This is a genomic window from Blautia pseudococcoides, from assembly GCF_001689125.2.
Lineage (GTDB): Bacteria > Bacillota > Clostridia > Lachnospirales > Lachnospiraceae > Blautia > Blautia pseudococcoides.
The window spans coordinates 3,942,572-3,964,686 of the sequence record NZ_CP015405.2 but is presented as its reverse complement, the minus strand read 5'-3'; the positions used below and the strand labels follow the sequence as shown (position 1 = coordinate 3,964,686).

Genomic DNA, 22,115 nt, shown 5'->3' with positions numbered 1-22,115 from the left:
GGAGAAAAGTATGTTTACCGATGGAAGAAGTAAAAGGGTCGTTTTCTTAGCACATTGCCTGTTAAATCAAAATTCTATTTCAGATGGAACTGCGGTTTATCCTGCGGCATTTAAGGAGGTGGTTGAATTATTTATCAACGCAGAAGTGGGAATAGTCCAACTTCCATGTCCAGAGCTTTGTTGTCTGGGTCTTGATAGAGGGAATGAAAATGGTGCTGATGAAAACGTTCTAAAAGAAAATACACGGATTAGACGAGAAATGCAAAAAGAAAATAAAAATAAGAAACTACAACATTTAGTAGATTATGTAATGCAACAAATCTTAGAATATAATAAGTACGGTTTTGAGATAATCGGCATCGTAGGAGCAAATCGCTCTCCAAATTGCGGAGTAGACACTACATCAGATTATAATGCAGAAATCAAGGGCAAAGGGTTGTTTATGTCTGAACTTTCTGGATGCCTAACAAAAGCGTGTTTGTCAATCCCGATGATAGGGCTAAAAGGCACAGATAATTTTGTAGAGAAGATAACGACATTGCTATAACATCCAGTACGCTGGTTAGTTATCCGGGAGTGGCCTTTAGTTACCTTCCTGAATAATATCACTACGGGTTAGCGTAGGGCATAAGAAGTAAACTGGCTTCTTTGCCCTACGCTTTTACCTATTTTGATGTTTATTGAGATTCATTCTTTTGGTAGTTCATATGAGTCGCAACCCAAATGCAACCTATAATAGCGTAATAGTTGGTAGGAGTTATCTTCATCGGCGTTGGTATCTCAGTAGAAGAATTGTTGAAAGATATAAAATGATTTGAATAGTTGCCGCACGATTGCAAGAAAAAGCCGTCGTGCGGCAACTATATTTCAGCGCACTTCATTGTATCGGTAGCTTTTAATATCAAGGCTACTGTTTTTATGTGGCCATAGGAGGGCCACTATGAGCAAATTTCCGAAACTCCCCAAACATCATTGAAAGAGTAATAACCACCAGAATCGCATCAGTCAAGGCAATCGCCAGCCATACGCCACGGATACCCATACCTCCAATCATCGGAAGAATAATTGCCAATGGAATGAACAAAATAATTTGCCGAAACAGTACCAGCCATGTCGCCTTATTTGCTTTTCCAAGTGATTGAAATAATGTCACAGCGATAATAAAACTGCCCTGCAAAATATAGGTGCTGAACATGATGCGGAAGTTTGCGGCTCCCGAAGCGGCAACACCAAGGTCTGTAATAAACAGGGAAAGCACTTTTGTTGGAAAAAGTTCAACCGGAATATAGAATATCAGGGACATTACGGTGGCGCTTGCGACAAATACGCCCGTCAAAGTCTTAACACGGGTATAATCCTTCGCACCATAATTTGTACCGGCGGCTGGCTGGAACCCCTGACTGATACCCCAAAGAGGAACAAAAGCGAAGTTCCACACACGGAGAGCCGCCCCAAGCAGAATCTGGGAGGCTTCTCCGCCATAGATAGAAGCTAAACGGTATATTACAGTCTGTTGCACCAAAGTCAAGATCTGCATTAACAATGCGGACACCCCTACGGCAAGAACCTGGGGAAGCAGAGTACCGTCAATGTGAATACGGCCTATTTTTACATGAACGCTCTTTTTCTTGAAATACCATAGTGTAAACGCAGCCTGAATGAATTGAGACAGAATCGTTGCATAGGCGGCACCCTCAATTCCTTTTCCATATGGATTCAGTATGGAAATGAAAATAGGATCAAGGATAATATTCAGCAAAGCGCCGCTTCCGATAATCAGCATCGCCTTTTTGAGCTGCCCCTCGCCACGGATTACCATATTGGCGCTCTGGAAAAAGTTTACGAACAGCGATCCCGCATAGACAATCCGCAGGTAGTTTTCAGCCGAGTTTAAGATGTCCCCGCTGGCACCGGCCAATGAAAGAATCTGGCGGGTAAACGTCATTCCCACAGCCATAATGATAACCGACAGAAGAAGAACCATGGCTGTCAGATTTCCCATGATTTTTTGAATCGTCTGCTCGTCCTTCTTACCAATAGCGCGGGACAGCACAGATGCGGAACCAACGCCGATCATGGCAGCGGTGCCGCCGTTAATCAATGTAAACGGGTACGATATAGATACCGCGCCCATTTGTACGCTGCCGACCATCTGGCCGACAAAAACGGAATCCATAAAATTATAAAGTCCCACGACCACCATGCCGAGAACTGCGGGAATACTTAGTTCCAGCATGAGTGAAAATGGATTTTGTGTCAGTAATTTTGTCCTTGTGTCAAGTGCCTGTTTCATCACTTTTACCTCCTCTTATTTATTAGCCATGTCTAACCAACTAAAGTATATAAAAAGCCGGGGCATTTGTACGCTCCTAACCGCAGAATTATCAATCCAAACAGATATGAAATCAGGGGCGGGAAGATTTTAATACTTCCCGCCCCCATATTTACTGTGCCATTTTTTCAAGCAGTTTTAAGGCTTCTTCCAGCTTCGGGTTTTCAGCGTCTGTTTTTAATGCTTCGCTGACGCAGTTTCTGATATGGGCCTGCAAAATCTGCTGATTGGCACTTTTCAGAATTGCCTGTGCAGCCAGCAGTTGATTGGATATGTCCACACAATAGCGGTCATCTTCAATCATTTGGAGGATTCCAGTCAGTTGCCCTTGTGCGATTTTGATTTTGTGGGTAATATTATTTTTCTTTGCTTTCATAAGCGGCTCTCTTATTGAAGGCTAACAAGTTCATAGCCTGCGTCCTCAATGGCCGCTTTCAGAACCTCGTCCGACACGGCCTGGGATAACTGAACCTGTGCTGTTTTGCTTTCCAATTCTACAACGGCCTCCTGGATACCGGGAATTTCCATCAGTGCCTTGTGAACGTGCTTTACGCAGTTGCTGCAAACCATACCTTCGATATTTAATACTTTTTCCATTTTCCTTTCTTCCTTTCTTATTTCATGTCTGCTTGACTCTTTATCCACTATCGGATTTACATAAGTTTCGTGTTTTGCCTTGAACCATCTAAGCCGTAACGCATTTGATACTACAAATACAGAACTGAAGCTCATAGCAAAAGCACCAATCATCGGATTCAGCTTTAAGCTAAAGGACAGATAGAACAACCCTGCCGCAATCGGAATCCCAATGATGTTGTAAATAAATGCCCAAAACAGATTTTGCTTGATATTGCGAATGACCAACTTACTAAGCTGAATCGCTGTGGACACATCCAGCAGATCACTTTTCATCAGAACAATGTCCGCTGATTCAATCGCCACGTCAGTCCCTGCGCCGATGGCTATACCTACATCTGCTCTGGCAAGGGCAGGGGCGTCATTGATACCGTCACCCACCATAGCCACCTTTTTACCCATTCCCTGCAAGCGCCGGATTTCTTTTTCTTTATCCTGCGGGAATACTTCCGCTACTACACGATCTACTCCAACCTGGTGGCGAATTGCTTCCGCTGTTTTTGCATTATCCCCTGTCAGCATAACCACTTCAATCCCCATAGCGGATAGCTCTTTAACGGCCTGACTGCTGGTGGGCTTTACAATATCTGCTACTGCAATCACTCCAATAAGCTGTCCTGCTCTGGCAAAGAACAACGGCGTCTTTCCATCTACCGCCATCGCCTCTCCCAATTTAAGCAAATCTCCATCAGAAATCCCATTGGAAGCCATCAGACGGCGGTTTCCGGCCAGACACAGTTGACCATTGATTCGACCTATAATTCCCTCACCAGGAATCTGCTTGTAATCGCTGACCGGCAGGAATGCAAGCCCATTTTTCTCCGCTTCTGAAACAATTGCATCTGCCAAGGGATGTTCAGACAGCTTTTCCAGGGAGGCGGCAACCTGCATCAAATCTTTCTGTCTGATACCGTTCCCGCACAGAATATTGGTTACAGCGGGTGTACCCTGGGTAATCGTACCGGTTTTATCCAGCACCACCGTGTCTACATTATGGGCGGTTTCCAGTGCTTCCGCAGATTTAATCAGGATTCCATTGGTCGCGCCCTTCCCGGTTCCCACCATGATGGCGGTGGGGGTGGCAAGGCCCAGCGCACAGGGACACGAAATCACTAAAATAGAAATTCCGATAGACAGTGCAAATTCAAAACCGTAACCAGCCAGAAGCCAGCCCACAATAGCCACCAGAGCGATTGTGATTACAATCGGAACAAATATTCCGCTAACCTTATCCGCCAGTTTTGCAATCGGTGCTTTTGAACTGGTAGCTTCGTCAACCAGACGAACAATCTGTGCCAATGTGGTATCGTCTCCGACCTTAGTGGCCTGCATTTTGAAATAACCGGATTTGTTGATGGTTGCACCAATTACCTTGTCGCCAACATGTTTTTCCGCCGGAATACTTTCACCGGTTAGTGCCGATTCATCGACAGCGGAAAAGCCTTCCACAACAACACCGTCTACTGGCACAGATTCGCCAGATTTTACAATCAGAGTGTCGCCCAGGCACACTTCCTCAATAGGAACCTGTATTTCCTGTCCGTCACGTTCCACCGTAGCGGTCTTAGGAGCTAAATTCATCAGCTTTGTGATGGCATCCGAGGTTTTTCCTTTTGCGCGGGCTTCCAATGTCTTTCCAAATGTGATAAGGGTCAGAATCATACCGGCAGATTCAAAATATAAGTCCATCGTAAAGCTGTGAACCATCGCCATGTCACCATGCCCTAAGCCAATACCAATTTTATAAATGGCATAAATGCCGTAGACAATCGCTGCGCCGGAACCGATAGCAATTAAGGAATCCATGTTGGGGGAACCGTGAAATAATGTTTTGAACCCCATGCGATAGTATTTGAAATTGATAAAAACGACCGGAACCAGAAAAAGAAACTGGGTGAATGCAAAACTCATTGCATTTTCCATTCCCAGTAGTCCGCCTGGCAGCGGCCATCCCATCATGTGTCCCATGGATATGTAAAACAGCGGGATTGTAAACAGGGCAGAAAGCAGCAACCGCTGTTTCATCTGCTTATATTCTGCCTGCGCCGTACTGACTTCCGGAACTGCGGCCCGGCCTCTAGGTTTGTTTTTATCCTGGGCCGGTACTTTCGGAAACGCACCATAACCTGCTTTTTCAACCGCTCGGACGATCTCCGGCGTATTCAAAACGGATTCGTCATATGAAGCAACCATGCTGTTCTTTAACAGATTTACGGACACTTCCTGAATACCTGACAATTTTGAAACACTTTTTTCAATCCTTGCGGAGCAGGCTGAACAGGTCATGCCCGTAATATCGAATTGCTCCTTTTTCAAAGTTATCCCTTCTTTCTTTCAGAAATTTGTGCAAGTACCCCTCCCCTGTGGGGAACTTAAAACTGTTACGAGAAGGGGCAACCGGCATTTCTTAGGGGAGGAAATGCCAGCAGCCCCAATCATAAAGGTGCACATGCGGTTTTTCTTAACCGCTCACAATTATATCCCGGAATATTGTTCGTTGTCCGCTCCAAAAAGAAGGATTCTACACCCAAAAAGCAATAAATTATAGTTGAAATCCAATTAGCAGGTTTTATGCTCCAAAGAGGAATATCGCCCCAAAATCCATTGACGAAATACGAGGTCACAGATATACTGAAACCCATGAACAATTAAACGCACATTTAATTGTTCGGCTATGTCAAACCAACTATAAACTATATGAAAGGAGGTCTTTTCCCATGAAAAAGACCATTAAACTCATCGACCTGGATTGCGGCCACTGTGCTGACAAAATCCAGAATGCCGTACAAAAAATTGACGGTGTAACCAGCGTAACTGTCAACTTTCTGGGCCAGAAAATGATACTGGAAGCGCCGGATGATCGGTTTGATTCGATTCTGTCCGAGGCAAAAGCTCTGATTAAAAAGATTGAGCCGGATGTGACTGTCAAGGCGTGATAAAAAGCTGGACACCGGCTGCCGTATACGGTAGCCGGTGTTTCTTAAAAGGAGGATTATAATTATGACACGAAGGCAAAAAAATCTGCTTTTTCGTATTATCGCAACCGCCGTATTGTTCGCGGCGGGAAGTCTGCTCCCTCTGGAGGGATGGGCAGAAATGGGGGTATTCCTGGTCTGCTATGTAATCGTCGGTTGGGATATTGTTTGGAAGGCAATTACAAATATTTTTAGCGGTCAGGTATTCGATGAAAATTTCCTGATGACGATTGCAACCATCGGCGCTTTAATCTTAGGTGAACACTCAGAAGGCGTTGCCGTTATGCTGTTCTACCAGGTTGGCGAGTGGTTCCAATCCTACGCTGTTTCCAAATCCCGAAAATCCATCGCAAGTCTCATGGATATTCGCCCCGACTATGCAAATGTAGAGCGTGACGGGAAATTAGTACAAGTCGATCCAGACGAGGTTATGATCGGCGATACCATTGTAGTAAAACCTGGAGAGCGGGTTCCGCTGGACGGAAAAATTATCAAGGGTACTTCCGCACTGGATACCTCTGCACTTACCGGAGAATCCATGCCCCGTGATGTGGAACCAGGTATGGAGGTCATCAGCGGCTGTATCAATCAGACAGGCATTCTGACAATCCAAACCACAAAGGAGTTTGGGGAATCTACCGTAGCCAAAATATTGGATTTAGTTGAAAACGCCAGTGATAAGAAAGGAAAAACAGAAAACTTTATCAGCCGGTTTGCACGTTACTATACACCGGCAGTTGTATTTGCGGCGATTGCGCTTGCAATTCTGCCTCCGCTGATTACCGGTCAGGCTTTTAGTATATGGATTTACAGAGCTTTAACATTCCTTGTTATTTCCTGTCCATGTGCGCTTGTAATTTCGATTCCCCTTAGCTTCTTCGGCGGGATTGGCGGTTCCTCTAAAATTGGCGTACTGGTCAAGGGTAGCAACTATCTGGAAGCGCTGGCCCATGCAGAAACAGTTGTTTTTGATAAGACAGGTACATTGACAAAAGGTTCCTTTGCGGTCAGTAAGATTCTCCCTGTTGGCATGAAAGAACCTCAGTTTCTGGAACTGGCTGCCTATGCAGAGGACTATTCCAACCACCCGATTTCCCTATCCATAAAAAAAGTCTATGGGAAGAAAATCGACAGTAGCCGTATTACAGATGTTAAGGAGATTGCCGGTCACGGCGTCCAGTCCATCATTGATGGAAAGATCGTTTTTGCCGGAAACGCAAAGCTGATGGAAAAGGAACATATCAGCTTTACACCTGCCGCCACTGTTGGAACCGTCGTTTACCTGGCTTGCGATGGAAAATACGCTGGCTGTATTGTAATTGAAGATGAGATAAAAGAAGATTCATCTGCGGCTATAAAGGCATTGAAATCGGTTGGGGTCCGTAAAAGCGTTATGCTGACCGGAGATGCCGATGCGGTTGGCAGAAAGGTAGCTGACCGTCTTGGGCTGGATCAGGCATACACAGAGTTACTTCCTGCGGATAAAGTTGATCGTGTGGAAGAATTGCTCCAGCAAAAGAGCGAAAAGGGAACGCTCGTCTTTGTAGGGGACGGCATCAATGATGCGCCAGTTTTAGCACGGGCCGATGTGGGTATCGCCATGGGAGGACTGGGTTCTGACGCCGCCATAGAAGCCGCAGACATTGTTCTGATGACGGATGAACCGTCTAAAATTGCAGCCGTGATTCGGATTGCAAGAAAGACAATCTGTATTGCAAATCAGAATATTGTATTTGCCCTCGGCGTCAAATTCCTGGTACTTATTTTAGGCGCGCTGGGTTATGCAAATATGTGGGCGGCAGTGTTTGCCGATGTAGGTGTTTCAATTATCGCAATCTTAAATGCAATCCGGGCCATGCGGGTCAAGCAGTTCGACGTCTCGGCGCATTGATAAGAGATCGCTCCAATAAATAATGCGCCGTTCTTTCTGTAAAAGGAAGAATGGCGCATTTCTCTTATAAATCGCTGGGACAAGACATCTCAAATAAAGCGTCCACAGTCCGGTGCAATAGTTTTGCCTCTGCTGTATCAGCTAATGTATAATAGACTTCTTTTCCTTCCCTGCGGCTGGTAATAAGCCCGCTATTCTTTAAGCTCCGCAGATGGTGGGAAATCGCTGGATCGCTAATTTGAATGGCGGCCGCAAGGTTGCAGACACATTCTTCACTGTGGCATAACAGCCACAATATCCTCAGCCGGGTAGGATCGCCCAACTGCTGAAGCAAAAAAGCAATCTTTTGGAAATCCTGAACAGATGGCATTTTATCTAAAACCTTTTCTATGGTTTGTCCATGCTTGTGAGGTAAATTATAATGCGGCATATGAGCACCCCCTTCCTGAAAATAGGATAACTGTAATCTATAAATCTGTCAATTAAATTAAGTGATAGGAGAACACTATGGAAAGAAAAAAAATAACAATACCTAACAAACCAGATACAGCGTATTTGGAAAAGCTATCCGACCTCCATAAAGCGATGGGCGACTATACACGCATGAAAATTCTCTGGAAGCTGATGGGCGGAGAAATTTGCGTTGGAGATTTAGCCAAAGAGATAGGCATTACAGAATCAGCGGTATCTCACCAGCTCCGGGCTTTGAAAATCGCAAGACTGATCCGTTGTCATAAGGTCGGGAAAAACGTATTCTATGTTTTGGAAGATGAACATATTAAGTGGATCATGGCGGAGACTTATGCCCATATTTTGGAGCAATAAACAAGGGCGCAGCCCGCTATTGGGGCTGCGCCTGGATTAGACTAAATCAATATGTATCGTATGATACCAAATCACTCATAGGGATACGGGTCTGCTCGAAGCGTTCGGTATTTCCGTTTCCTTCGGCGGAGTAACCAATCACCAGAATATTGACCGGTTCCAAGTTAGATGGGAGGTTGAACTCCTTACTCAACACATCTGGCTTGAAGTAACAAACCCACACGCTGCCCAGACCCAGCTCCGTTGCCTGAAGCATCATATGGTCTGTCAAAATAGACGCGTCAATGTCACAGGTCTGTTTCTTATCAAAGGGGCGCACCCAGGCTTTGCTATGATCGGCACATACGATGATAGCTAAGGGTGCATTGTAGATACTGGCAGCCTTTTCAATCTTAGCAAGACCGTCCTCGCTTTGAACGGCAATCAGGCGAGCCGGCTGAAGGTTTGCTGCCGTAGGTGCCACATGAGCAGCTTCAAGGATTTTTTCCAGCTTTTCCGGTTCTACCTTCTGATCAGTATAGCTGCGTACAGAGAAACGCTGTTTTGCAATATCAATAAATTCCATAGTTGTTGTATCCTTTCTTTTTGTTTTTAATGATGTCAAATCAACTACTAATTATATTTTATCACTCGTCAGGTGATTTACAAGAATGCACTTTTCGGGAAGATACTTTCTGAAAAGATAGCACCCCAATTATAAGGAGGAAAACATTGTGCAACAAGAAAAAGTAACCTTTACCTGTCCGGTGGAAGCCACACTGTCTTTGATCGGCGGTAAATACAAGCCCATCATTCTTTGGCATTTGATTAAACAGCCGCTCCATTATATGGAATTACAACGTCTTATTCCAAATGCTACGTCAAAAATGCTCTCTCAACAGCTCCGCGCCCTAGAAAAATCCGGTATGATTTCAAGAGCTGTTATTCCTGAAAAGCCGCCTAAGACCATCTATTCTTTAACCAATTTTGGCGCGAGTATTATACCGGTTTTAGATTCTATGTGTGATTGGGGAACTGGGTATCTTAACAAGCTGGATGTTTTTTGACATTATTCTGCTCTTGAAAATCTGAAATAAATATGCTATACTTTTTACATCAGTATCAGTAATTGCTTTCGAGCGATTAGAGTTTTCCGGTTACACAGTGTCTGAGAGTATATACTTTCAGGCACTTTTTTTGTTTCTTCTGCTTCTTTACTAAGAAGCACAGAACGGGGAGTCTGGAGGCACAAATCCTCCGCCCATCTGTTACAATTTCATATCAGGCCCTCGGGCAATAAAGGCACTCAGAGAATTTCGGTTCTTTGGGTGCTTTTTTTATATAGATCGGAGCTTTTATGGCTCCCCTAATTTTTGTTCCGGGGAGCCTTTCGGCATACCCGTGTATATAGATAAAACCACGCAGGAATGCAGAAAGGAAATGCCTATGATTCTTTATTTGGATGCCAGAACCACCGTCAAGGATTTGATCATTGACTATATTGAGGTGGAATTGGCAAACGGAGAAACTGCATCCCTTAATTGGGATGAAAGCGAAATTGAGCGTACTGGCAATGGTTTCAGTGCCCGATACAAAGGGGTGTGTTTTGGAGAAGTCTATGCCAATGGCAGACTGGAGCAGCTGCAGGATATGAAAATAACCGATATCGGTTTGTATTCTGAAAGCTGTGATCCCCTCAATATCTGTATCACTTCAATGGAGTTTGAAGACGATGGCAGATTGTTGAAGCTTGAAGCTCCCATTTTACATGGGAACATTGTTTGCCAGAACGAAAGTGATGAGGTGATATCATGTTGAAACGTGGAAAATATATCGCCGAACACGATAACGGAATACTTGACCAATACCGGATTGCGATGTCCGTAAAGGAAACGGAGAAGTCATATGTTTTTGAATTGCTTGAGTATGTAAGCCGGTATAGTCCGGCACAGATGGATATGCTGTTCGACAAGAATAAAAGAGTCGTGATTTCAAAGTCCAAAGGTGGCCATGCCATGCGCATATGGAGTGACCATGATTTTACACTTTACCCATATCAGGCCGGGATTCCGTTCCATTTTGAATGGGTCGGTGAAGGCGGCAATACGGAAGGGAGTGTTAAATGTGGTTAAAAAGAAAACATATCAAGATGAGTTGGTTGATGAAATCAAGAATCTGGCGCAGTCACAGGGGTTGAATCATGTCTTTACTACCTTTTTGGAGATTGCAGCAAACTGTATCTCTGCGCAGATGGATCCGTCAAACGCAGAAGAGCGTGAGAAGCGGTATGAGGAGATGGCATCCACGATGGAACCTAAAATCCTTAACTGCTACGCGCGTATGCTTGCTCTGCTTGCCCTTGCTATTTATGAGCATGAGGAGGATCCCTGCGATATTCTTGGCAGTATTTATCATGAGCTTCGCTTAAATAACGAGTGGAACGGACAATATTTTACTCCGGATTATATCTGCCGGTTGATGGCTCAGATTGTAGATCCAGTGAATGAGCATTCAGAAGCGGAAGAACCTATCATGATCAACGAACCAGCTTGTGGCTCGGGTACGATAGTGATTGGTGCAGTATGGGCAATGAAGCGGAAAAATTTCGATTTTCGGCACAAGAGTTTTTTTGTTGCCCAGGATATTGATATCCGCTGCGTGTGGATGGCGTATATCCAACTCAGTCTGTACGGAATTCCGGCTGTGGTCATTCATGGCGACACTTTAGCAATGAAAGAATGGTCCCGTTGGTACACTCCATTGGCGTCAGTTCCTTTCGGAAAAAGGAAATGCACTGCCTATAGCGCAGAGGAAGGGGTGGCGAAGATTGGATAATACAGAAAAATCATTGGACGCTTTGACCTTTTCTGATCTTCGGGTTCATTACGGAACCGGACGTGCTTTTCTGGTCAGACAAGAGGGCAGAAAGAAAATTTACGGATACCGAAAAGGCATTAAAACGGATGTGGGAGATCTGGAGGAAAAAGACTGGATACAGCTGGCTTCGGATTTGATTCTGAAAAGTGGAGAGCAGCAGATGCAGAAAAATCTGTTGGAATGGGAACAAGAGCATGATTATTGTCATAGTTCCCGAAAAGAGATGGAGATGACTGCACTGGAACTTCACATGGCCAGAATTTTTGATGATCCGCTCTGGGTGGACTACATCCCGTTCAACCGTAAGTATCGTCCTGAAGTTCTCCATTCCGCCAGACTGGTTTGGGTAAAAACAGAATGCTGCGGGATACCCGGGCAAATCACACAGGAACAGTTGGACAAATCTGCTGGAAATACTTTAGGAATTCCATGCCCCAATTGCGGTCGATGGTCTGCATTCCGGATCTGCTCGCCTAAGGAGGTGAGCGAAAATGGATAGACTGTTTATCATTGTGAAGGGCGGCAGCGTAGAGGAAGTCTACAGCACAAAATCATCAAATGAGCTATATGCGGAGGTTCTTGATTTCGATTCGACAGAAAGAACGGAAGAGGAGGAAAAAGCGCTTCAATTCCGGTATGAGGCAGTTCGGGAACTGATGCACAGAATTGACTGAAAGGAGAATGCACATGAGTGCAAAATATAAAACAAACCATGAGCGTATGCTGGAATTGATTGAGCAGCTCACAAAGGCAGACATTGCCTATTACCGGGATGATAATCCCATTATGTCGGACAGGGATTACGATATCCTGATGGATGAATTGAAAGACATTGAGAGCCGAACCGGGTTGATCCTTTCCGGTTCCCCGACCCAAAAGGTGTCCGGCGAAATATTGGAGAGTCTGGCTGAGGTGCGCCATAGTAAACCTATGCTTTCAGCGGATAAGACCAAATCTGTTGAAGATCTGGTGAAGTTTGCGGCAAAACAGCCGGTGCTGATAAGCTGGAAAATGGATGGTCTGACACTGGTACTCCGCTATGAGAATGGCGAGCTGATTCAGGCCATTACCCGTGGGCGTGAAGGCATTATTGGAGAGGATGTAACGCATACTGTGCGCAATTTTCTTAACGTGCCTCTTACCATACCCACTAAGGATTCATTTGAGGTTCGAGGTGAAGGCGTCATCTCATGGACAAACTTTGAGAAAATCAATTCCGGTCTGGAGGATCCCTATACTCATCCCCGAAATCTTGCATCTGGCAGCACGCGCAAGCTTGACGCCGGCGAGGCAAAAAAGAGATTACTTGAGTTTTGGGCGTTTGAGCTTGTGAGCGATTATCTTGAGCCGGAAAGTAAACTTGCTCAGCAGCAGTTTTTAGAGCATAACGGTTTTTCGGTTGTACCATACATTTATCTGGATGCACTTCATAATGAAACAATGATTCGTGATGCAATTGCCGCTATGGATCCTAAGAAGTTCCCTTACCCAGTAGACGGAATTATCATGGAATATGATGATGTTGCCTACGGAAAAGGTCTGGGAGCCACAGGGCATCACGAAAACCGTTTGATTGCATTGAAGTGGGAAGACGAGCTGTATGAAACCACATTCATTGGTCTGGATGTGGCGGTCACTCGTACTGGGATGGTCAGTCTGACAGGTATCTTCGAGCCGGTGTCTATTGACGGCGCTCAAGTCAGCCGGGCATATCTGCATAACTATGAGAATTATCTGGACCTTGCCTTGGGGCGTGGCGATAAGATTCGCGTGTATAAGGCAAACATGATTATTCCGCAGATTGCAGAGAATCTCGATAAGACCGGAACCTGCTGTGTTCCGCTCAGCTGCCCCTGTTGTGGTCAGATGCTGAGTTTTCGGAAAAGCAACGGCGGTATTCGCCAGCTATTCTGTGAGAATCCGCATTGTTCTGCCAAACTGGTGCGAAAGTTTGTCCACTTTTGTGAGAAAACGAGAATGAATATTGAGGGCCTGTCGGAAAAAACTCTGGAGCAGTTTGTAAGTCATGGCTGGATTCGGACGTTTGCAGATTTATATGCGTTGGAGCAATATCGTGATGAGATTGTCCAGACGGAGGGCTTTGGGGAGAAATCCTTTGAGCGGCTGCAGACATCCATTGAAAAAGCCGCCATTGTACGTTAGCAAAGTTTATTGCAGGCTTGGGAATTCCTATGGTGGGAAGACATGCCGGACGTGATTTGGACAGCTATTTTCATGGATCGTGGGAAGCGTTTGAACAGGCCATTGAGGACGGCTTCGACTTTACACAGCTTCCGGATTTCGGCGAGACGATGCACAACAACATTTATACATGGTATGCGGATACAGAGGAAGAAAAACTCTGGCGTCCGCTGCTTGAAAAAATTGAATTTGAAAAGGAGAATTTTGATATGAATACAAATACAACAAACCCGTTCTTTGGAAAAATCGTAGTGGCAACCGGGAAACTGGAGAATTACACCCGTGACGGTATTCAGATGAAGCTGATGCAGCTTGGCGCCAAACCGGCAAGCTCGATTACAAAGAAAACAGACTATTTGATTGTTGGAGAGAAGGCCGGCAGCAAGCTTGCGAAGGCGCAGCAGCTCGGTATCAGGACACTGACAGAGGAACAATTTGAGGCGATGCTGGCGTAAATTCGTCAGAATAACAGTGGCGGGGCAGATTTTCTGCTCCGCTTTTCACTTTCATAAAGGAGGTAATGGATATGAACCCACAAAAAAGGAATCTTGAAATCACTGGCAGGCTTATCTGCCCATTAACTGTTGGAACTGCCGCTTTTATCGCTGAAAACGGAGGGATGCGCAGGACAAGTAAGGTTCTTCAGATGGAGAAGATTTCTCCGGATGAGATCTGTTTTGAAACGTGTAATACCAATTACCGCCTGCATCTTATCCGGCAGGAGGTGGCAGTATGAGCAGTGAAATCTTTTATGATAAGGCATTCATACGTGTCGGAGAAAAGTATATTCCTATCGTAAATCATGGATCGTCAAACTGTTTTGATATTGACAGGCGGGACGTGAGATCCCAGAAAAGCGCTGGTCGGTTCTGAACTATCCCCATACTGGGAGGATGCTGTTTACTGCAGAGGAAATGCAGGAGATAGCGTCCATCTATGAGGAAGCCAACATGAATAACCGGGGCGGGACACGCAAAAGCCGGAACCGCACTTTTGAAGAAGGCGAGTTCGGACGCTGGATTCTGGCAGGGATAAAATCGGCACATACCGTGGAGGACTACAGAAAACATGGGAATGCCGTGATAGTGGTTGATTATGACCATGAGTATTGGCAGAGGCACTATGTCGCTACAACAGAGGAACTGCTGGATAAGATTGATGAGCTTTCTGGCCACAGCATTACAGTATCCTTCAGGAATAACCGCCATGTTATCCATCCGCCCATGAGGCGCAAGCGGACCCCATTTGATTTCGGTACACTGTCGGAATTTTATGTGCTTCGGGTAGAACAGGGATATTTTGTGAAGCGGAGCAGCCGGAAAATTTGGCTTGCGAGGATTCCGGAGCCGCAGTCACAGATAGTTCGGAAGTTCAAGACCGAAAAGGCGGCACAAGACTACTTGGACAGAAATCAAAAATTTTTTTCAGGATGTGTATTTGAAATTGAGTGTGTACAAAACGGAGGTGTCCTATCATGAGTGAGTCAAAACAGGATTACTTCCGATGTGTGGTGGAAACTCGGGATAATAAAATCCCCCAGACGGAATATCCGACTATTGTACTGCCTCTGCCGGACGGAACCAGTCTTAGGGCAGTGGCAATCGACGATGAGAATTTCCCTGCAATCAATGTGTACTGGGATACAGAAAAGCCGGAAATTGCTGAGCCAATCTGTTTTGCAGAATACAATCCTGAACGCGGCCCCTGCCACGAGGTTTGCATAGGAGCTTACCAATCTGACAAAGACGACACAGTTTATTACAAGCCATATATGGCAGAAAGGGAATCAAATGAGTAATTACACATATTGCCGTACACTCAAACTGGATTGGAAAGAAGCCTCCAGATTGATTGGAGAATGTGCAGGCAAAATTTTAGACAGAACGATTCATGGCATAGCGGGTTATGAAGATGATCATTACTGGGGATTTCAGGCCACCACTGATAGGTTTACCATTGCCGAGATAGATAAGCTTATCCGGTTTGTCAATGGGAATGAGGAGATGGAAAAGGAAGCAATTCCTCAAGACTCCGGAGAATCCGCTTCAATCGGTGAGAGCTTGTCTCGTGCACTGTTGGAAAAAGCTTTAAGGCTGTCCTGGTGTCATGAGAGTACCACGAAATCGGCTCTTTGGCTGGTCAATGTCCGGGAAAAACGGCCGACAGTCTATAGACGGATTGTTGAGATCAGTCCGCATGATATTTGTTTGGATAACCTTAGGAGCAAAAGTAAATTGATTGCTTATCTCCACGAAAACGGTCCAACGCATTCCACGCTGATGGATTTCTGCGCGGATTACAGGGAGCGGTATCACAACGAACTCTGCTGGAACTATCCAATCTCTGATGGGCTGCATCTTGGCACGTTTTTCGTTCTCGTAAAGGAAGGCGTTCTGGCTCTTCCTTATGACGATGCAGATAAGGTGGACTATGAGCTGCTTTGTCTGGACGATGCCAAAATGTGTGACAGAGAATCTATGGAGAATCTCATAACTGAGTGGGATAGCTTCGACCGGGATTTACGCTCCGCTATGCAGGGTATGTTGGCGTTTTACCGCAGAGAGGAGGAGCAACATGGATCAGAAAATTGACTGGCTCATCCATCTGGTGGCCAATGGCGCTTGTGATGAATGTGGTGAGGTAGAAACAGATTTTTTGCCCTATATGTGCAATGCCCACACCCACGGGCTGGAACGCTATGGGCACTTGGATTTCCAAATGGTACTTTTTTTGCCGACGGAGGAGATTGGACGAATCCTCAATACTTTGGGGCTAAGAGTTCAGTCTGGAGAACGCTTCCAGTCTGGAGATATGGTTTCCGGAATTTATGAAGACTGCGATGTGCGCTTGGATGAGTATGAGGAAACCGGGCGCAAGGTTTTGCGGGTCATCATACCAGATGCGAACAATATCTTCCCAGGGGAAGGAGATTGTACGCTCCCATACTGTCTGCAGCTCTTGAAGACAGATGAGCTCTGTGCAGAAAGGGGGATACCATCGTGAAAATCACGTTGTATCAAATCATCCCGGAACCGGAAAACAGATACTTGATATTCAGCGATTTGAGAAGCATCCGGGCGGCAAGTGGCGGACATGTCCCGGCTGAGATTTACGAAGCCGTATTCAGCGGGGATTTGGACATCGCCGTGCCCCGGAATGCCAAAAACAAAATGGATCAAGAACTTGCCGAACTGGAAGCGGTATATGTACGTTTTAACGTATCGCATCCGGAGGGCTTCCGTGGACGCTCCATGACCATGTCGGATGTAGTCGAAATCATCCGTTCCGAAAAGGAAAGCAGGTTTTTCTTCTGTGACCGGTTCGTGTTTGAGGAGATTGCATTTGAAAAGGAAAAAGCTGATTTTGGGCGCCTGTAGGGCGCAGAAAGGATACAATCATGAAGAAACTGATATTGAACTATAAAGGGCGCGACAGTTGGGACAGACCGGTTTATGAATCGGAAGGCTGTCTGTATGTGGATGTGGATCCATGCAAAGGCTGGAAACCGAATATCTGTACGAAATACAACAATGAGTTTGATGGAAAGCCGGATACGCCGATTGCCGAAGATACCGTTGTGGAGTTTGTTCCGTGCCGGGATATCTGGTAAGCGAGGAGGACGTATGAAAGAATTCATGACAAAAATGGTTCCTGTCAATCTGTCAGACAGATTTCCATTTAAATGCAGGATGTGCGGCGCTTGCTGCCGGCATGTCAGGGAAAGCGTGCCGCTGGAGAGTCTGGATGCTTTTCGGCTTGCCAAACATCTGAGAGACAAAGGTGAAAATGTGAGCTGCGTGGAAGATGTGCTTGCTACCTATGCGGAGCCTGTCTTGCTTAGTGAAAATGGATACACGGTATTTATGCTGAAAACAGCTGGAGCGGATGATGCGTGCATTTTTCTGAAAGATAATCGGTGTACGATTCATTCGGTTCATCCAAGGGCGTGCCGTACATATCCCATTGCTGTGGGACCGTATGAACTTGGCGGATATGAACAGTATCTCAGTATGGAACAGCCGCATCACTATTCTGGTCCGCAGATGTCCGTGAAAAAATGGATTCAGAAGCGCTGCAGCAAGCAGGATTTTGAATTTTTGAACACGGATATCGGTTCGGTACAGGAAATCGAAAGATTACTGAAGAGGATTCCTGAGCAAAATCGGACAAGGGCCGTGATGATGTTCCTTTTCTACAAGTATTCGGATTACGATCTGGATAAGTCTTTCTTTCCACAGTTCAAAAGCAATAACGATAAGTTGCTGGCTGCTTTGCGCAAAATGGCAGATGACGGAGACAATTAAATTTTCAGGTCAGTATGATATAACAACAAGGCGTCGGAATTCGGCGCCTTTATTATTTTTAGGAGGAAAAACTATGGATACAAGATTAAAAAATATCGTTGATAATTTAGAAACAATGAAAATCGGTGTGGATGAGCCATTTCCGTTTCACTGCACTATGTGCGGTAAATGCTGCATCAATCGGGAGGATATTCTTTTAACGCCGAGAGATATTTATAACATGGCAAAGGAGCTTGGGATAACGACTAAAGAACTGTTTGAAACCTACTGCGAGACTTTTATTGGCTGCGACTCCCGTATGCCGATAGTCAGATTGAAGCCTCGTGGCTCCATAAGAAGATGCCCGTTGATGAAAGATAGAAAATGTTCTGTCCATAAGGCAAAACCAACGGTATGCGCGCTGTTTCCAATAGGAAGATGTCTTATATTTGAAAAGGATATAAATCCTTCGGAGAAAATTTCGGTAAGCCAGATACAGTATATTTTTACCAATCCAGGGTGCGGTGATAATTCTAAAACCCATACGGTACGTGAATGGCTTGAGGAGTTCGGAATGTCGTTAGAGGATGAGTTCTTTATTAAATGGCAGCAGACAATTGTGGAATTAGGGCAGTTTTTCCGTGAAGCGGAAAAGACAGCCAGTGAGCGTATTATGGAGCTTTCATGGACAGCGGCTTTTATCGGATTATATCTGCATTACGATGTGGCTCAGGATTTTATGCCGCAGTTTGAAAAGAATGCACAAGAAATCACTGCATTACTGCAACTGGCACCCATAAAGGAAGGCGGTGGAAAAAATGAATGAGGATCGTAACCAGCATCAGATTATCCGAAAAGATGCCCGCAATTGTTTTGTGGAGAGTCTGAATGATGCTTTTAAGATTGGAAAAATTCATCTCGCCTTTGCAACTTATGATTTGAGTCGTCCGACTGGACAACGGCAGACGAACAACATCCATATTTATATTGCGGTGGATGAGTTCTTGGAACTATGCCGCAAGTTGGAAGGTGGGGAGCTTCGTTATCTTCTGAAGAACAAGAAGACAACAGGGGATAAAACACCTCTTTATCAGTGCTTGGGCGGAACTTCTGCCGAGAAGCTTGCAAAATACGGACGTTCCCGTGCAGATGGGAAAAGTCTGTCCAGAACAGCACAGCTATTGGCAGGAAGCAAATCAGATTTCCTGTTTGTGGCGGATAGCGGCCCCGGCGAAACAGATCAGAAAGGTTTAATTGTGCCTAAGTTCGGCAGTAAACCGGAAAATCATGTGGCAGTCAGTATGACATATGAGGTATTCAGTGAGTTATTACTCATGACAAGAATGCATTATACAGCATGGCTTAGTGCATGGTATGCAGATCAATATCATCAGGTCAATCAGCGAACAGCGCAGCTACAGGAGAACTCACAGTATCAGGAGAATGAGGGAGAAGCAGAATACGCTTCAGATCCAATGTTCTAAAGTTAAGAATGAAAATGCGGTGCAGTCTGATGATTGCGCCACATTTTCTCTTGATAATGACCATGTGGTGAGATATTGCAGTGAAAAACTTCATTGGCTTGGTATGGCAAATAAAATGGCACAAAAGTGGCATAAGAAATGCCGATGACATGGAAAAGAAAAACTGTTATACTTATATCGTCTACAAGTGGGTTCTCAGGAATCTGCTTGTTTTTTTATTTTCAGGAAAGGAGTTCGATACTATGAAATACTGTCCATATTGCGGCGGAGAACTTGTAAATTCAGCAGCATCCTTTTGTACGGAATGCGGGAAATCGTTATCCCCTGTGACACCGGAGGTTGTTCCGGTTGCCGAAACGCACGGGGAGAAGAAAAAAAGAAGCAAGAAACATGTAAAGAAAAGAAGATATTCGGAAAAAACAAAAAGACCAGTTGCTCCTGCAAAAGCCAGTGAAGTATCTGATCCGGTGAGAGAAGATGACTATGATGGCTATTATGATGATGTCCGTCCCTTTGATGAAGGGGGAGGCCGTGAGGAGATTGATAAGACATTGGTTAAAAAGATTATACTGGTGGTGGCTTGTGTTCTGTTAATTGCCGGAGTCTGTGTTGCCCTTATGTACTTGATATAAGCAGCGTAATAAAATGTTGTAAATCACCTTATCCAATCGTGTAATGTAATTGAAAGGTCAAAGAGGTGATGAACATGATTTATTTATCCAAAGGGATTGTAAAAGAAAACTCTATGGAACATCTTCTCCAGGTGGTGAGATGCGGTCAGGAATATAGCTTATCCGGAGAACAGGCGGCGCTGTGGCTGAATGGGAGATTGGAATTTTCCCAGGCAAAAACAGAGTCGGAGAAGCGGACGCTTGGGCATTTAGTAAGAATGGGTCTGACAGAAACAGAAGCGGAAAATACGGATGTGGCAAGATACAGAATCCTGACACAGTGTATTTGCTGTCCGGCGGTTAATACAAAACCGGAGTTCTTTTTGGGTCATGCGGAAAAGGAAACGTTAACCTGGCTTCGGAATGCGGGACTTCGGTTGACAGTAGCAGAACTTATCTTTCTTAGAGAGCATAAGATCAGACCTGAACCCCGATATCTCCATTCTGAAAACCGACAGGCGTTGGTGGAGGCGATCTACACAAAGAATACCATCGTAGATAATTGTCTGGAGCAGATCATGGAATGTGCAGAATGCAGGGATGAAACCGTAAGGATATTGCTCGGGCTGTTGAAGAAAAAGAAACTAATAGTATTGTGAGGTGAAGCGGATGAAGGAGAGATTTTATGAGTTACCAGTGCCTTTACAGAAGCAGATTGCCATTAGACTTGTAGGGGGTGCTGTTTTTCTGCTGTTATTTATTATCATCTTACTTGGCTTCCAGGATTTCTATTTCAGCCTTCCCTGTTTGCTGTTGTCTGGGTTTCTGCTTATAAATGGGATTCGACTATGCTATAATAGCTTTGCGGGGAACTATATGTGCATCCAGGGAACCTGCGAGAAAATTGAGACGTCCGGGATCCGAAAAAGAACCAAAGGGATTTGGGTTCAACTGGAGGAAAACATAGTGAAGATTCCTATTCGGCAAAGAATGAAGACGCTCTCCATTGGTGATACTGTTATTATATACTTATCAGACAAAACCCCGGTATATGAGCATGAGAGCGGCTATATGATATGCAGCTACTATGCACTGGGAACAGAAAAGAGAGGTAATTAAAATGGAAGCAGATAAGGAGATGTTAAATCGGCTCTTGAATGAAATTCAGGAGTTAGTCAGGGAAAACGAAAATGAAGATGGCACCTACCGATTTGACTTGTTGAAGGCAGTCATTGCTTTGGATTTTGCAAAAACAGAGATTGAAAAAGCAATTTTCAAGTGATTTTTCGGATGGATTGACTATTGAAGCTGCATATGCTATAATATCTACATCAGTTTCAAGATTTCCAAAGAGGAATCATGAGTTTCCGAGTTTTCAAAGTGTCAATTAGCACAATTGTGCTGGTTGGCACTTTTTTTGTTTCTTTTGGTTTCTACCTGCAAAGCAGGTTTGAAATAAATAATTTTTTATAGCAGGCAACCCCTGCAAGAAAGGAGATTTCCATGTTAAAAGTTTTTGCAACACAAGTCGTCGTATCCAAAGGTTATGACAACACGCCAGCTCTTCGCTTTTCTGAGAATGGAGATTCTGTGAGGTTCCGTATTGGCAAGAAGGTCTATGACCCTCATGCTGAAAACGACAGCCGCTGGATCAACCTTCCGGTTAAGGCGTTTAACGGCGTATGCGAACGCATCAAGAAGATGCAGCTGAAAGAGGGTTCTTATGTGAATCTGATCGGCAGACTGGACGAAGATTCCTGGGAAGATAAGGATACCAAAGAACTCAGAAAAATGATGGTTATCATTCTGGATGACATTGAGTATGCTTCCGGTGGAGGAAAGTCCAAGGAGAACCAGACAGCTGCAGGACAGCAAAATGCAGCTCCCCAAAATGCGGCTCCCCAGAATACAGCTCCGCAGAATGCTGCGGCAGCTCCTGCGACAGGTGCTGAAACGTCCGGAAATTTTACCGGATATGAGGCATTTGGCGGCGGATCATTCTTTGATGAAAACTGATTGG

General features: G+C 44.9%; 33 protein-coding genes. 28 read left to right on the top strand and 5 right to left on the bottom strand.

Annotated elements, in window-relative coordinates; all coding sequences use genetic code 11:
* Nucleotides 1–10 precede the first annotated feature (10 nt).
* Entirely contained in the window at nucleotides 11–547 is a 537-nt protein-coding gene (locus A4V09_RS18700; protein ID WP_065543670.1) for a CD3072 family TudS-related putative desulfidase, read from the top strand.
* A 369-nt stretch (nucleotides 548–916) separates the two neighbouring features.
* Here the strand turns inward: A4V09_RS18700 and A4V09_RS18695 are convergent, their stop codons facing one another.
* The 3 genes from A4V09_RS18695 to A4V09_RS18685 form a co-directional block, all read right to left on the bottom strand.
* Nucleotides 917–2,293: an MATE family efflux transporter gene (locus A4V09_RS18695; protein ID WP_065543669.1), complete on the bottom strand. Its 1,377-nt coding sequence runs from the start codon at nucleotides 2,291–2,293 to the stop codon at nucleotides 917–919.
* Nucleotides 2,294–2,444: 151 nt separating this feature from the next.
* Complete coding sequence (locus A4V09_RS18690) at nucleotides 2,445–2,708, bottom strand: metal-sensing transcriptional repressor (protein WP_065543668.1); 264 nt, start codon at nucleotides 2,706–2,708, stop codon at nucleotides 2,445–2,447.
* A gap of 11 nt (nucleotides 2,709–2,719) precedes the next feature.
* Nucleotides 2,720–5,284 carry a heavy metal translocating P-type ATPase gene (locus A4V09_RS18685; protein ID WP_065543667.1) on the bottom strand — a complete coding sequence of 855 codons (2,565 nt, stop codon included), beginning with the start codon at nucleotides 5,282–5,284 and terminating at the stop codon, nucleotides 2,720–2,722.
* 401 nt (nucleotides 5,285–5,685) lie between these two features.
* On the opposite strand from A4V09_RS18685, the gene A4V09_RS18680 reads away from it, so the two are divergent.
* Both A4V09_RS18680 and A4V09_RS18675 read left to right on the top strand, forming a co-directional pair.
* Complete coding sequence (locus tag A4V09_RS18680) at nucleotides 5,686–5,904, top strand: heavy-metal-associated domain-containing protein (protein ID WP_065543666.1); 219 nt, start codon at nucleotides 5,686–5,688, stop codon at nucleotides 5,902–5,904.
* 64 nt (nucleotides 5,905–5,968) lie between these two features.
* Nucleotides 5,969–7,834 (top strand): heavy metal translocating P-type ATPase, encoded by a 1,866-nt coding sequence (locus tag A4V09_RS18675; RefSeq protein ID WP_065543665.1) that lies wholly within the window; start codon nucleotides 5,969–5,971, stop codon nucleotides 7,832–7,834.
* Nucleotides 7,835–7,898: 64 nt separating this feature from the next.
* Here the strand turns inward: A4V09_RS18675 and A4V09_RS18670 are convergent, their stop codons facing one another.
* Nucleotides 7,899–8,264 carry an ArsR/SmtB family transcription factor gene (locus A4V09_RS18670; protein WP_065543664.1) on the bottom strand — a complete coding sequence of 122 codons (366 nt, stop codon included), beginning with the start codon at nucleotides 8,262–8,264 and terminating at the stop codon, nucleotides 7,899–7,901.
* A gap of 77 nt (nucleotides 8,265–8,341) precedes the next feature.
* Here A4V09_RS18670 and A4V09_RS18665 point away from each other — a divergent pair, with 77 nt between their 5' ends.
* The gene (locus A4V09_RS18665; protein ID WP_065543663.1) at nucleotides 8,342–8,659 is read left to right on the top strand and encodes an ArsR/SmtB family transcription factor; all 318 of its coding nucleotides are present in this window, start codon (nucleotides 8,342–8,344) and stop codon (nucleotides 8,657–8,659) included.
* A 46-nt stretch (nucleotides 8,660–8,705) separates the two neighbouring features.
* On the opposite strand, the gene A4V09_RS18660 is transcribed toward A4V09_RS18665, so the two are convergent.
* A complete protein-coding gene (locus A4V09_RS18660) occupies nucleotides 8,706–9,224 on the bottom strand; it encodes a nitroreductase family protein (protein WP_065543662.1) in 519 nt (172 codons plus the stop codon).
* Between the two features lie 145 nt (nucleotides 9,225–9,369).
* On the opposite strand from A4V09_RS18660, the gene A4V09_RS18655 reads away from it, so the two are divergent.
* The 24 genes from A4V09_RS18655 (at nucleotide 9,370) to A4V09_RS18565 (ending at nucleotide 22,111) form a co-directional block, all read left to right on the top strand.
* Nucleotides 9,370–9,705 (top strand): winged helix-turn-helix transcriptional regulator, encoded by a 336-nt coding sequence (locus tag A4V09_RS18655; RefSeq protein WP_171287339.1) that lies wholly within the window; start codon nucleotides 9,370–9,372, stop codon nucleotides 9,703–9,705.
* Between the two features lie 379 nt (nucleotides 9,706–10,084).
* The gene (locus tag A4V09_RS18650; protein ID WP_065543660.1) at nucleotides 10,085–10,456 is read left to right on the top strand and encodes a hypothetical protein; all 372 of its coding nucleotides are present in this window, start codon (nucleotides 10,085–10,087) and stop codon (nucleotides 10,454–10,456) included.
* Nucleotides 10,450–10,770, top strand: a complete 321-nt coding sequence (locus A4V09_RS24990; RefSeq protein WP_065543659.1) for a hypothetical protein — start codon at nucleotides 10,450–10,452, stop codon at nucleotides 10,768–10,770. The genes A4V09_RS18650 and A4V09_RS24990 overlap by 7 nt, the downstream gene beginning before the upstream one ends.
* A complete protein-coding gene (locus A4V09_RS18645) occupies nucleotides 10,763–11,473 on the top strand; it encodes an N-6 DNA methylase (protein WP_065543658.1) in 711 nt (236 codons plus the stop codon). The genes A4V09_RS24990 and A4V09_RS18645 overlap by 8 nt, the downstream gene beginning before the upstream one ends.
* Entirely contained in the window at nucleotides 11,466–12,014 is a 549-nt protein-coding gene (locus A4V09_RS18640) for a hypothetical protein (RefSeq protein WP_084043668.1), read from the top strand. Before A4V09_RS18645 ends, A4V09_RS18640 begins: the two co-directional genes overlap by 8 nt.
* A complete protein-coding gene (locus A4V09_RS18635; protein ID WP_025641554.1) occupies nucleotides 12,007–12,189 on the top strand; it encodes a hypothetical protein in 183 nt (60 codons plus the stop codon). Before A4V09_RS18640 ends, A4V09_RS18635 begins: the two co-directional genes overlap by 8 nt.
* A 13-nt stretch (nucleotides 12,190–12,202) precedes the next feature.
* On the top strand, nucleotides 12,203–13,678 hold the full coding sequence (locus A4V09_RS18630; protein ID WP_242963868.1) for a DNA ligase LigA-related protein: 1,476 nt from the start codon (nucleotides 12,203–12,205) through the stop codon (nucleotides 13,676–13,678).
* A 29-nt stretch (nucleotides 13,679–13,707) separates the two neighbouring features.
* A complete protein-coding gene (locus A4V09_RS25560) occupies nucleotides 13,708–14,172 on the top strand; it encodes a BRCT domain-containing protein (protein ID WP_242963867.1) in 465 nt (154 codons plus the stop codon).
* A 71-nt stretch (nucleotides 14,173–14,243) separates the two neighbouring features.
* On the top strand, nucleotides 14,244–14,453 hold the full coding sequence (locus A4V09_RS18625; protein WP_065543656.1) for a hypothetical protein: 210 nt from the start codon (nucleotides 14,244–14,246) through the stop codon (nucleotides 14,451–14,453).
* Nucleotides 14,450–14,590 carry a hypothetical protein gene (locus tag A4V09_RS24635; RefSeq protein ID WP_157123530.1) on the top strand — a complete coding sequence of 47 codons (141 nt, stop codon included), beginning with the start codon at nucleotides 14,450–14,452 and terminating at the stop codon, nucleotides 14,588–14,590. Before A4V09_RS18625 ends, A4V09_RS24635 begins: the two co-directional genes overlap by 4 nt.
* A 20-nt stretch (nucleotides 14,591–14,610) precedes the next feature.
* Entirely contained in the window at nucleotides 14,611–15,195 is a 585-nt protein-coding gene (locus A4V09_RS18620) for a hypothetical protein (protein ID WP_065543655.1), read from the top strand.
* Nucleotides 15,192–15,515 carry a hypothetical protein gene (locus tag A4V09_RS18615; protein WP_025641559.1) on the top strand — a complete coding sequence of 108 codons (324 nt, stop codon included), beginning with the start codon at nucleotides 15,192–15,194 and terminating at the stop codon, nucleotides 15,513–15,515. The genes A4V09_RS18620 and A4V09_RS18615 overlap by 4 nt, the downstream gene beginning before the upstream one ends.
* A complete protein-coding gene (locus A4V09_RS18610) occupies nucleotides 15,508–16,308 on the top strand; it encodes a hypothetical protein (protein WP_065543654.1) in 801 nt (266 codons plus the stop codon). The genes A4V09_RS18615 and A4V09_RS18610 overlap by 8 nt, the downstream gene beginning before the upstream one ends.
* The gene (locus A4V09_RS18605) at nucleotides 16,292–16,720 is read left to right on the top strand and encodes a DUF4262 domain-containing protein (RefSeq protein WP_065543653.1); all 429 of its coding nucleotides are present in this window, start codon (nucleotides 16,292–16,294) and stop codon (nucleotides 16,718–16,720) included. The genes A4V09_RS18610 and A4V09_RS18605 overlap by 17 nt, the downstream gene beginning before the upstream one ends.
* Complete coding sequence (locus A4V09_RS18600; protein ID WP_065543652.1) at nucleotides 16,717–17,094, top strand: YodL domain-containing protein; 378 nt, start codon at nucleotides 16,717–16,719, stop codon at nucleotides 17,092–17,094. The genes A4V09_RS18605 and A4V09_RS18600 overlap by 4 nt, the downstream gene beginning before the upstream one ends.
* 20 nt (nucleotides 17,095–17,114) lie before the next feature.
* A complete protein-coding gene (locus A4V09_RS24985) occupies nucleotides 17,115–17,327 on the top strand; it encodes a hypothetical protein (protein ID WP_065543651.1) in 213 nt (70 codons plus the stop codon).
* Between the two features lie 13 nt (nucleotides 17,328–17,340).
* Entirely contained in the window at nucleotides 17,341–18,021 is a 681-nt protein-coding gene (locus A4V09_RS18595; RefSeq protein WP_065543650.1) for a YkgJ family cysteine cluster protein, read from the top strand.
* A gap of 73 nt (nucleotides 18,022–18,094) precedes the next feature.
* On the top strand, nucleotides 18,095–18,826 hold the full coding sequence (locus tag A4V09_RS18590; RefSeq protein ID WP_065543649.1) for a YkgJ family cysteine cluster protein: 732 nt from the start codon (nucleotides 18,095–18,097) through the stop codon (nucleotides 18,824–18,826).
* On the top strand, nucleotides 18,819–19,484 hold the full coding sequence (locus tag A4V09_RS18585) for a hypothetical protein (protein ID WP_065543648.1): 666 nt from the start codon (nucleotides 18,819–18,821) through the stop codon (nucleotides 19,482–19,484). Before A4V09_RS18590 ends, A4V09_RS18585 begins: the two co-directional genes overlap by 8 nt.
* A gap of 242 nt (nucleotides 19,485–19,726) precedes the next feature.
* Nucleotides 19,727–20,116 (top strand): hypothetical protein, encoded by a 390-nt coding sequence (locus A4V09_RS18580; RefSeq protein ID WP_157123529.1) that lies wholly within the window; start codon nucleotides 19,727–19,729, stop codon nucleotides 20,114–20,116.
* A gap of 74 nt (nucleotides 20,117–20,190) precedes the next feature.
* Nucleotides 20,191–20,754 carry a hypothetical protein gene (locus A4V09_RS18575; RefSeq protein WP_065543646.1) on the top strand — a complete coding sequence of 188 codons (564 nt, stop codon included), beginning with the start codon at nucleotides 20,191–20,193 and terminating at the stop codon, nucleotides 20,752–20,754.
* Nucleotides 20,755–20,764: 10 nt separating this feature from the next.
* Entirely contained in the window at nucleotides 20,765–21,214 is a 450-nt protein-coding gene (locus A4V09_RS18570; protein WP_025641578.1) for a hypothetical protein, read from the top strand.
* A gap of 1 nt (nucleotide 21,215) precedes the next feature.
* The gene (locus A4V09_RS24630) at nucleotides 21,216–21,377 is read left to right on the top strand and encodes a hypothetical protein (RefSeq protein ID WP_154670215.1); all 162 of its coding nucleotides are present in this window, start codon (nucleotides 21,216–21,218) and stop codon (nucleotides 21,375–21,377) included.
* Between the two features lie 221 nt (nucleotides 21,378–21,598).
* Entirely contained in the window at nucleotides 21,599–22,111 is a 513-nt protein-coding gene (locus A4V09_RS18565) for a single-stranded DNA-binding protein (protein ID WP_025641580.1), read from the top strand.
* Nucleotides 22,112–22,115: the final 4 nt, after the last annotated feature.

Bases quoted from the DNA above. Each gene is read 5' to 3' on its own strand.
- A4V09_RS18700 (WP_065543670.1), top strand. From the start codon at position 11: ATGTTTACCGATGGAAGAAGTAAAAGGGTCGTTTTCTTAGCACATTGC.
- A4V09_RS18695 (WP_065543669.1), bottom strand. From the start codon at position 2,293: ATGAAACAGGCACTTGACACAAGGACAAAATTACTGACACAAAATCCA.
- A4V09_RS18690 (WP_065543668.1), bottom strand. From the start codon at position 2,708: ATGAAAGCAAAGAAAAATAATATTACCCACAAAATCAAAATCGCACAA.
- A4V09_RS18680 (WP_065543666.1), top strand. From the start codon at position 5,686: ATGAAAAAGACCATTAAACTCATCGACCTGGATTGCGGCCACTGTGCT.
- A4V09_RS18675 (WP_065543665.1), top strand. From the start codon at position 5,969: ATGACACGAAGGCAAAAAAATCTGCTTTTTCGTATTATCGCAACCGCC.
- A4V09_RS18670 (WP_065543664.1), bottom strand. From the start codon at position 8,264: ATGCCGCATTATAATTTACCTCACAAGCATGGACAAACCATAGAAAAG.
- A4V09_RS18665 (WP_065543663.1), top strand. From the start codon at position 8,342: ATGGAAAGAAAAAAAATAACAATACCTAACAAACCAGATACAGCGTAT.
- A4V09_RS18660 (WP_065543662.1), bottom strand. From the start codon at position 9,224: ATGGAATTTATTGATATTGCAAAACAGCGTTTCTCTGTACGCAGCTAT.
- A4V09_RS18650 (WP_065543660.1), top strand. From the start codon at position 10,085: ATGATTCTTTATTTGGATGCCAGAACCACCGTCAAGGATTTGATCATT.
- A4V09_RS24990 (WP_065543659.1), top strand. From the start codon at position 10,450: ATGTTGAAACGTGGAAAATATATCGCCGAACACGATAACGGAATACTT.
- A4V09_RS18635 (WP_025641554.1), top strand. From the start codon at position 12,007: ATGGATAGACTGTTTATCATTGTGAAGGGCGGCAGCGTAGAGGAAGTC.
- A4V09_RS18630 (WP_242963868.1), top strand. From the start codon at position 12,203: ATGAGTGCAAAATATAAAACAAACCATGAGCGTATGCTGGAATTGATT.
- A4V09_RS25560 (WP_242963867.1), top strand. From the start codon at position 13,708: ATGGTGGGAAGACATGCCGGACGTGATTTGGACAGCTATTTTCATGGA.
- A4V09_RS18625 (WP_065543656.1), top strand. From the start codon at position 14,244: ATGAACCCACAAAAAAGGAATCTTGAAATCACTGGCAGGCTTATCTGC.
- A4V09_RS24635 (WP_157123530.1), top strand. From the start codon at position 14,450: ATGAGCAGTGAAATCTTTTATGATAAGGCATTCATACGTGTCGGAGAA.
- A4V09_RS18620 (WP_065543655.1), top strand. From the start codon at position 14,611: ATGCTGTTTACTGCAGAGGAAATGCAGGAGATAGCGTCCATCTATGAG.
- A4V09_RS18615 (WP_025641559.1), top strand. From the start codon at position 15,192: ATGAGTGAGTCAAAACAGGATTACTTCCGATGTGTGGTGGAAACTCGG.
- A4V09_RS18610 (WP_065543654.1), top strand. From the start codon at position 15,508: ATGAGTAATTACACATATTGCCGTACACTCAAACTGGATTGGAAAGAA.
- A4V09_RS18605 (WP_065543653.1), top strand. From the start codon at position 16,292: ATGGATCAGAAAATTGACTGGCTCATCCATCTGGTGGCCAATGGCGCT.
- A4V09_RS24985 (WP_065543651.1), top strand. From the start codon at position 17,115: ATGAAGAAACTGATATTGAACTATAAAGGGCGCGACAGTTGGGACAGA.
- A4V09_RS18595 (WP_065543650.1), top strand. From the start codon at position 17,341: ATGAAAGAATTCATGACAAAAATGGTTCCTGTCAATCTGTCAGACAGA.
- A4V09_RS18590 (WP_065543649.1), top strand. From the start codon at position 18,095: ATGGATACAAGATTAAAAAATATCGTTGATAATTTAGAAACAATGAAA.
- A4V09_RS18585 (WP_065543648.1), top strand. From the start codon at position 18,819: ATGAATGAGGATCGTAACCAGCATCAGATTATCCGAAAAGATGCCCGC.
- A4V09_RS18580 (WP_157123529.1), top strand. From the start codon at position 19,727: ATGAAATACTGTCCATATTGCGGCGGAGAACTTGTAAATTCAGCAGCA.
- A4V09_RS18575 (WP_065543646.1), top strand. From the start codon at position 20,191: ATGATTTATTTATCCAAAGGGATTGTAAAAGAAAACTCTATGGAACAT.
- A4V09_RS18570 (WP_025641578.1), top strand. From the start codon at position 20,765: ATGAAGGAGAGATTTTATGAGTTACCAGTGCCTTTACAGAAGCAGATT.
- A4V09_RS24630 (WP_154670215.1), top strand. From the start codon at position 21,216: ATGGAAGCAGATAAGGAGATGTTAAATCGGCTCTTGAATGAAATTCAG.
- A4V09_RS18565 (WP_025641580.1), top strand. From the start codon at position 21,599: ATGTTAAAAGTTTTTGCAACACAAGTCGTCGTATCCAAAGGTTATGAC.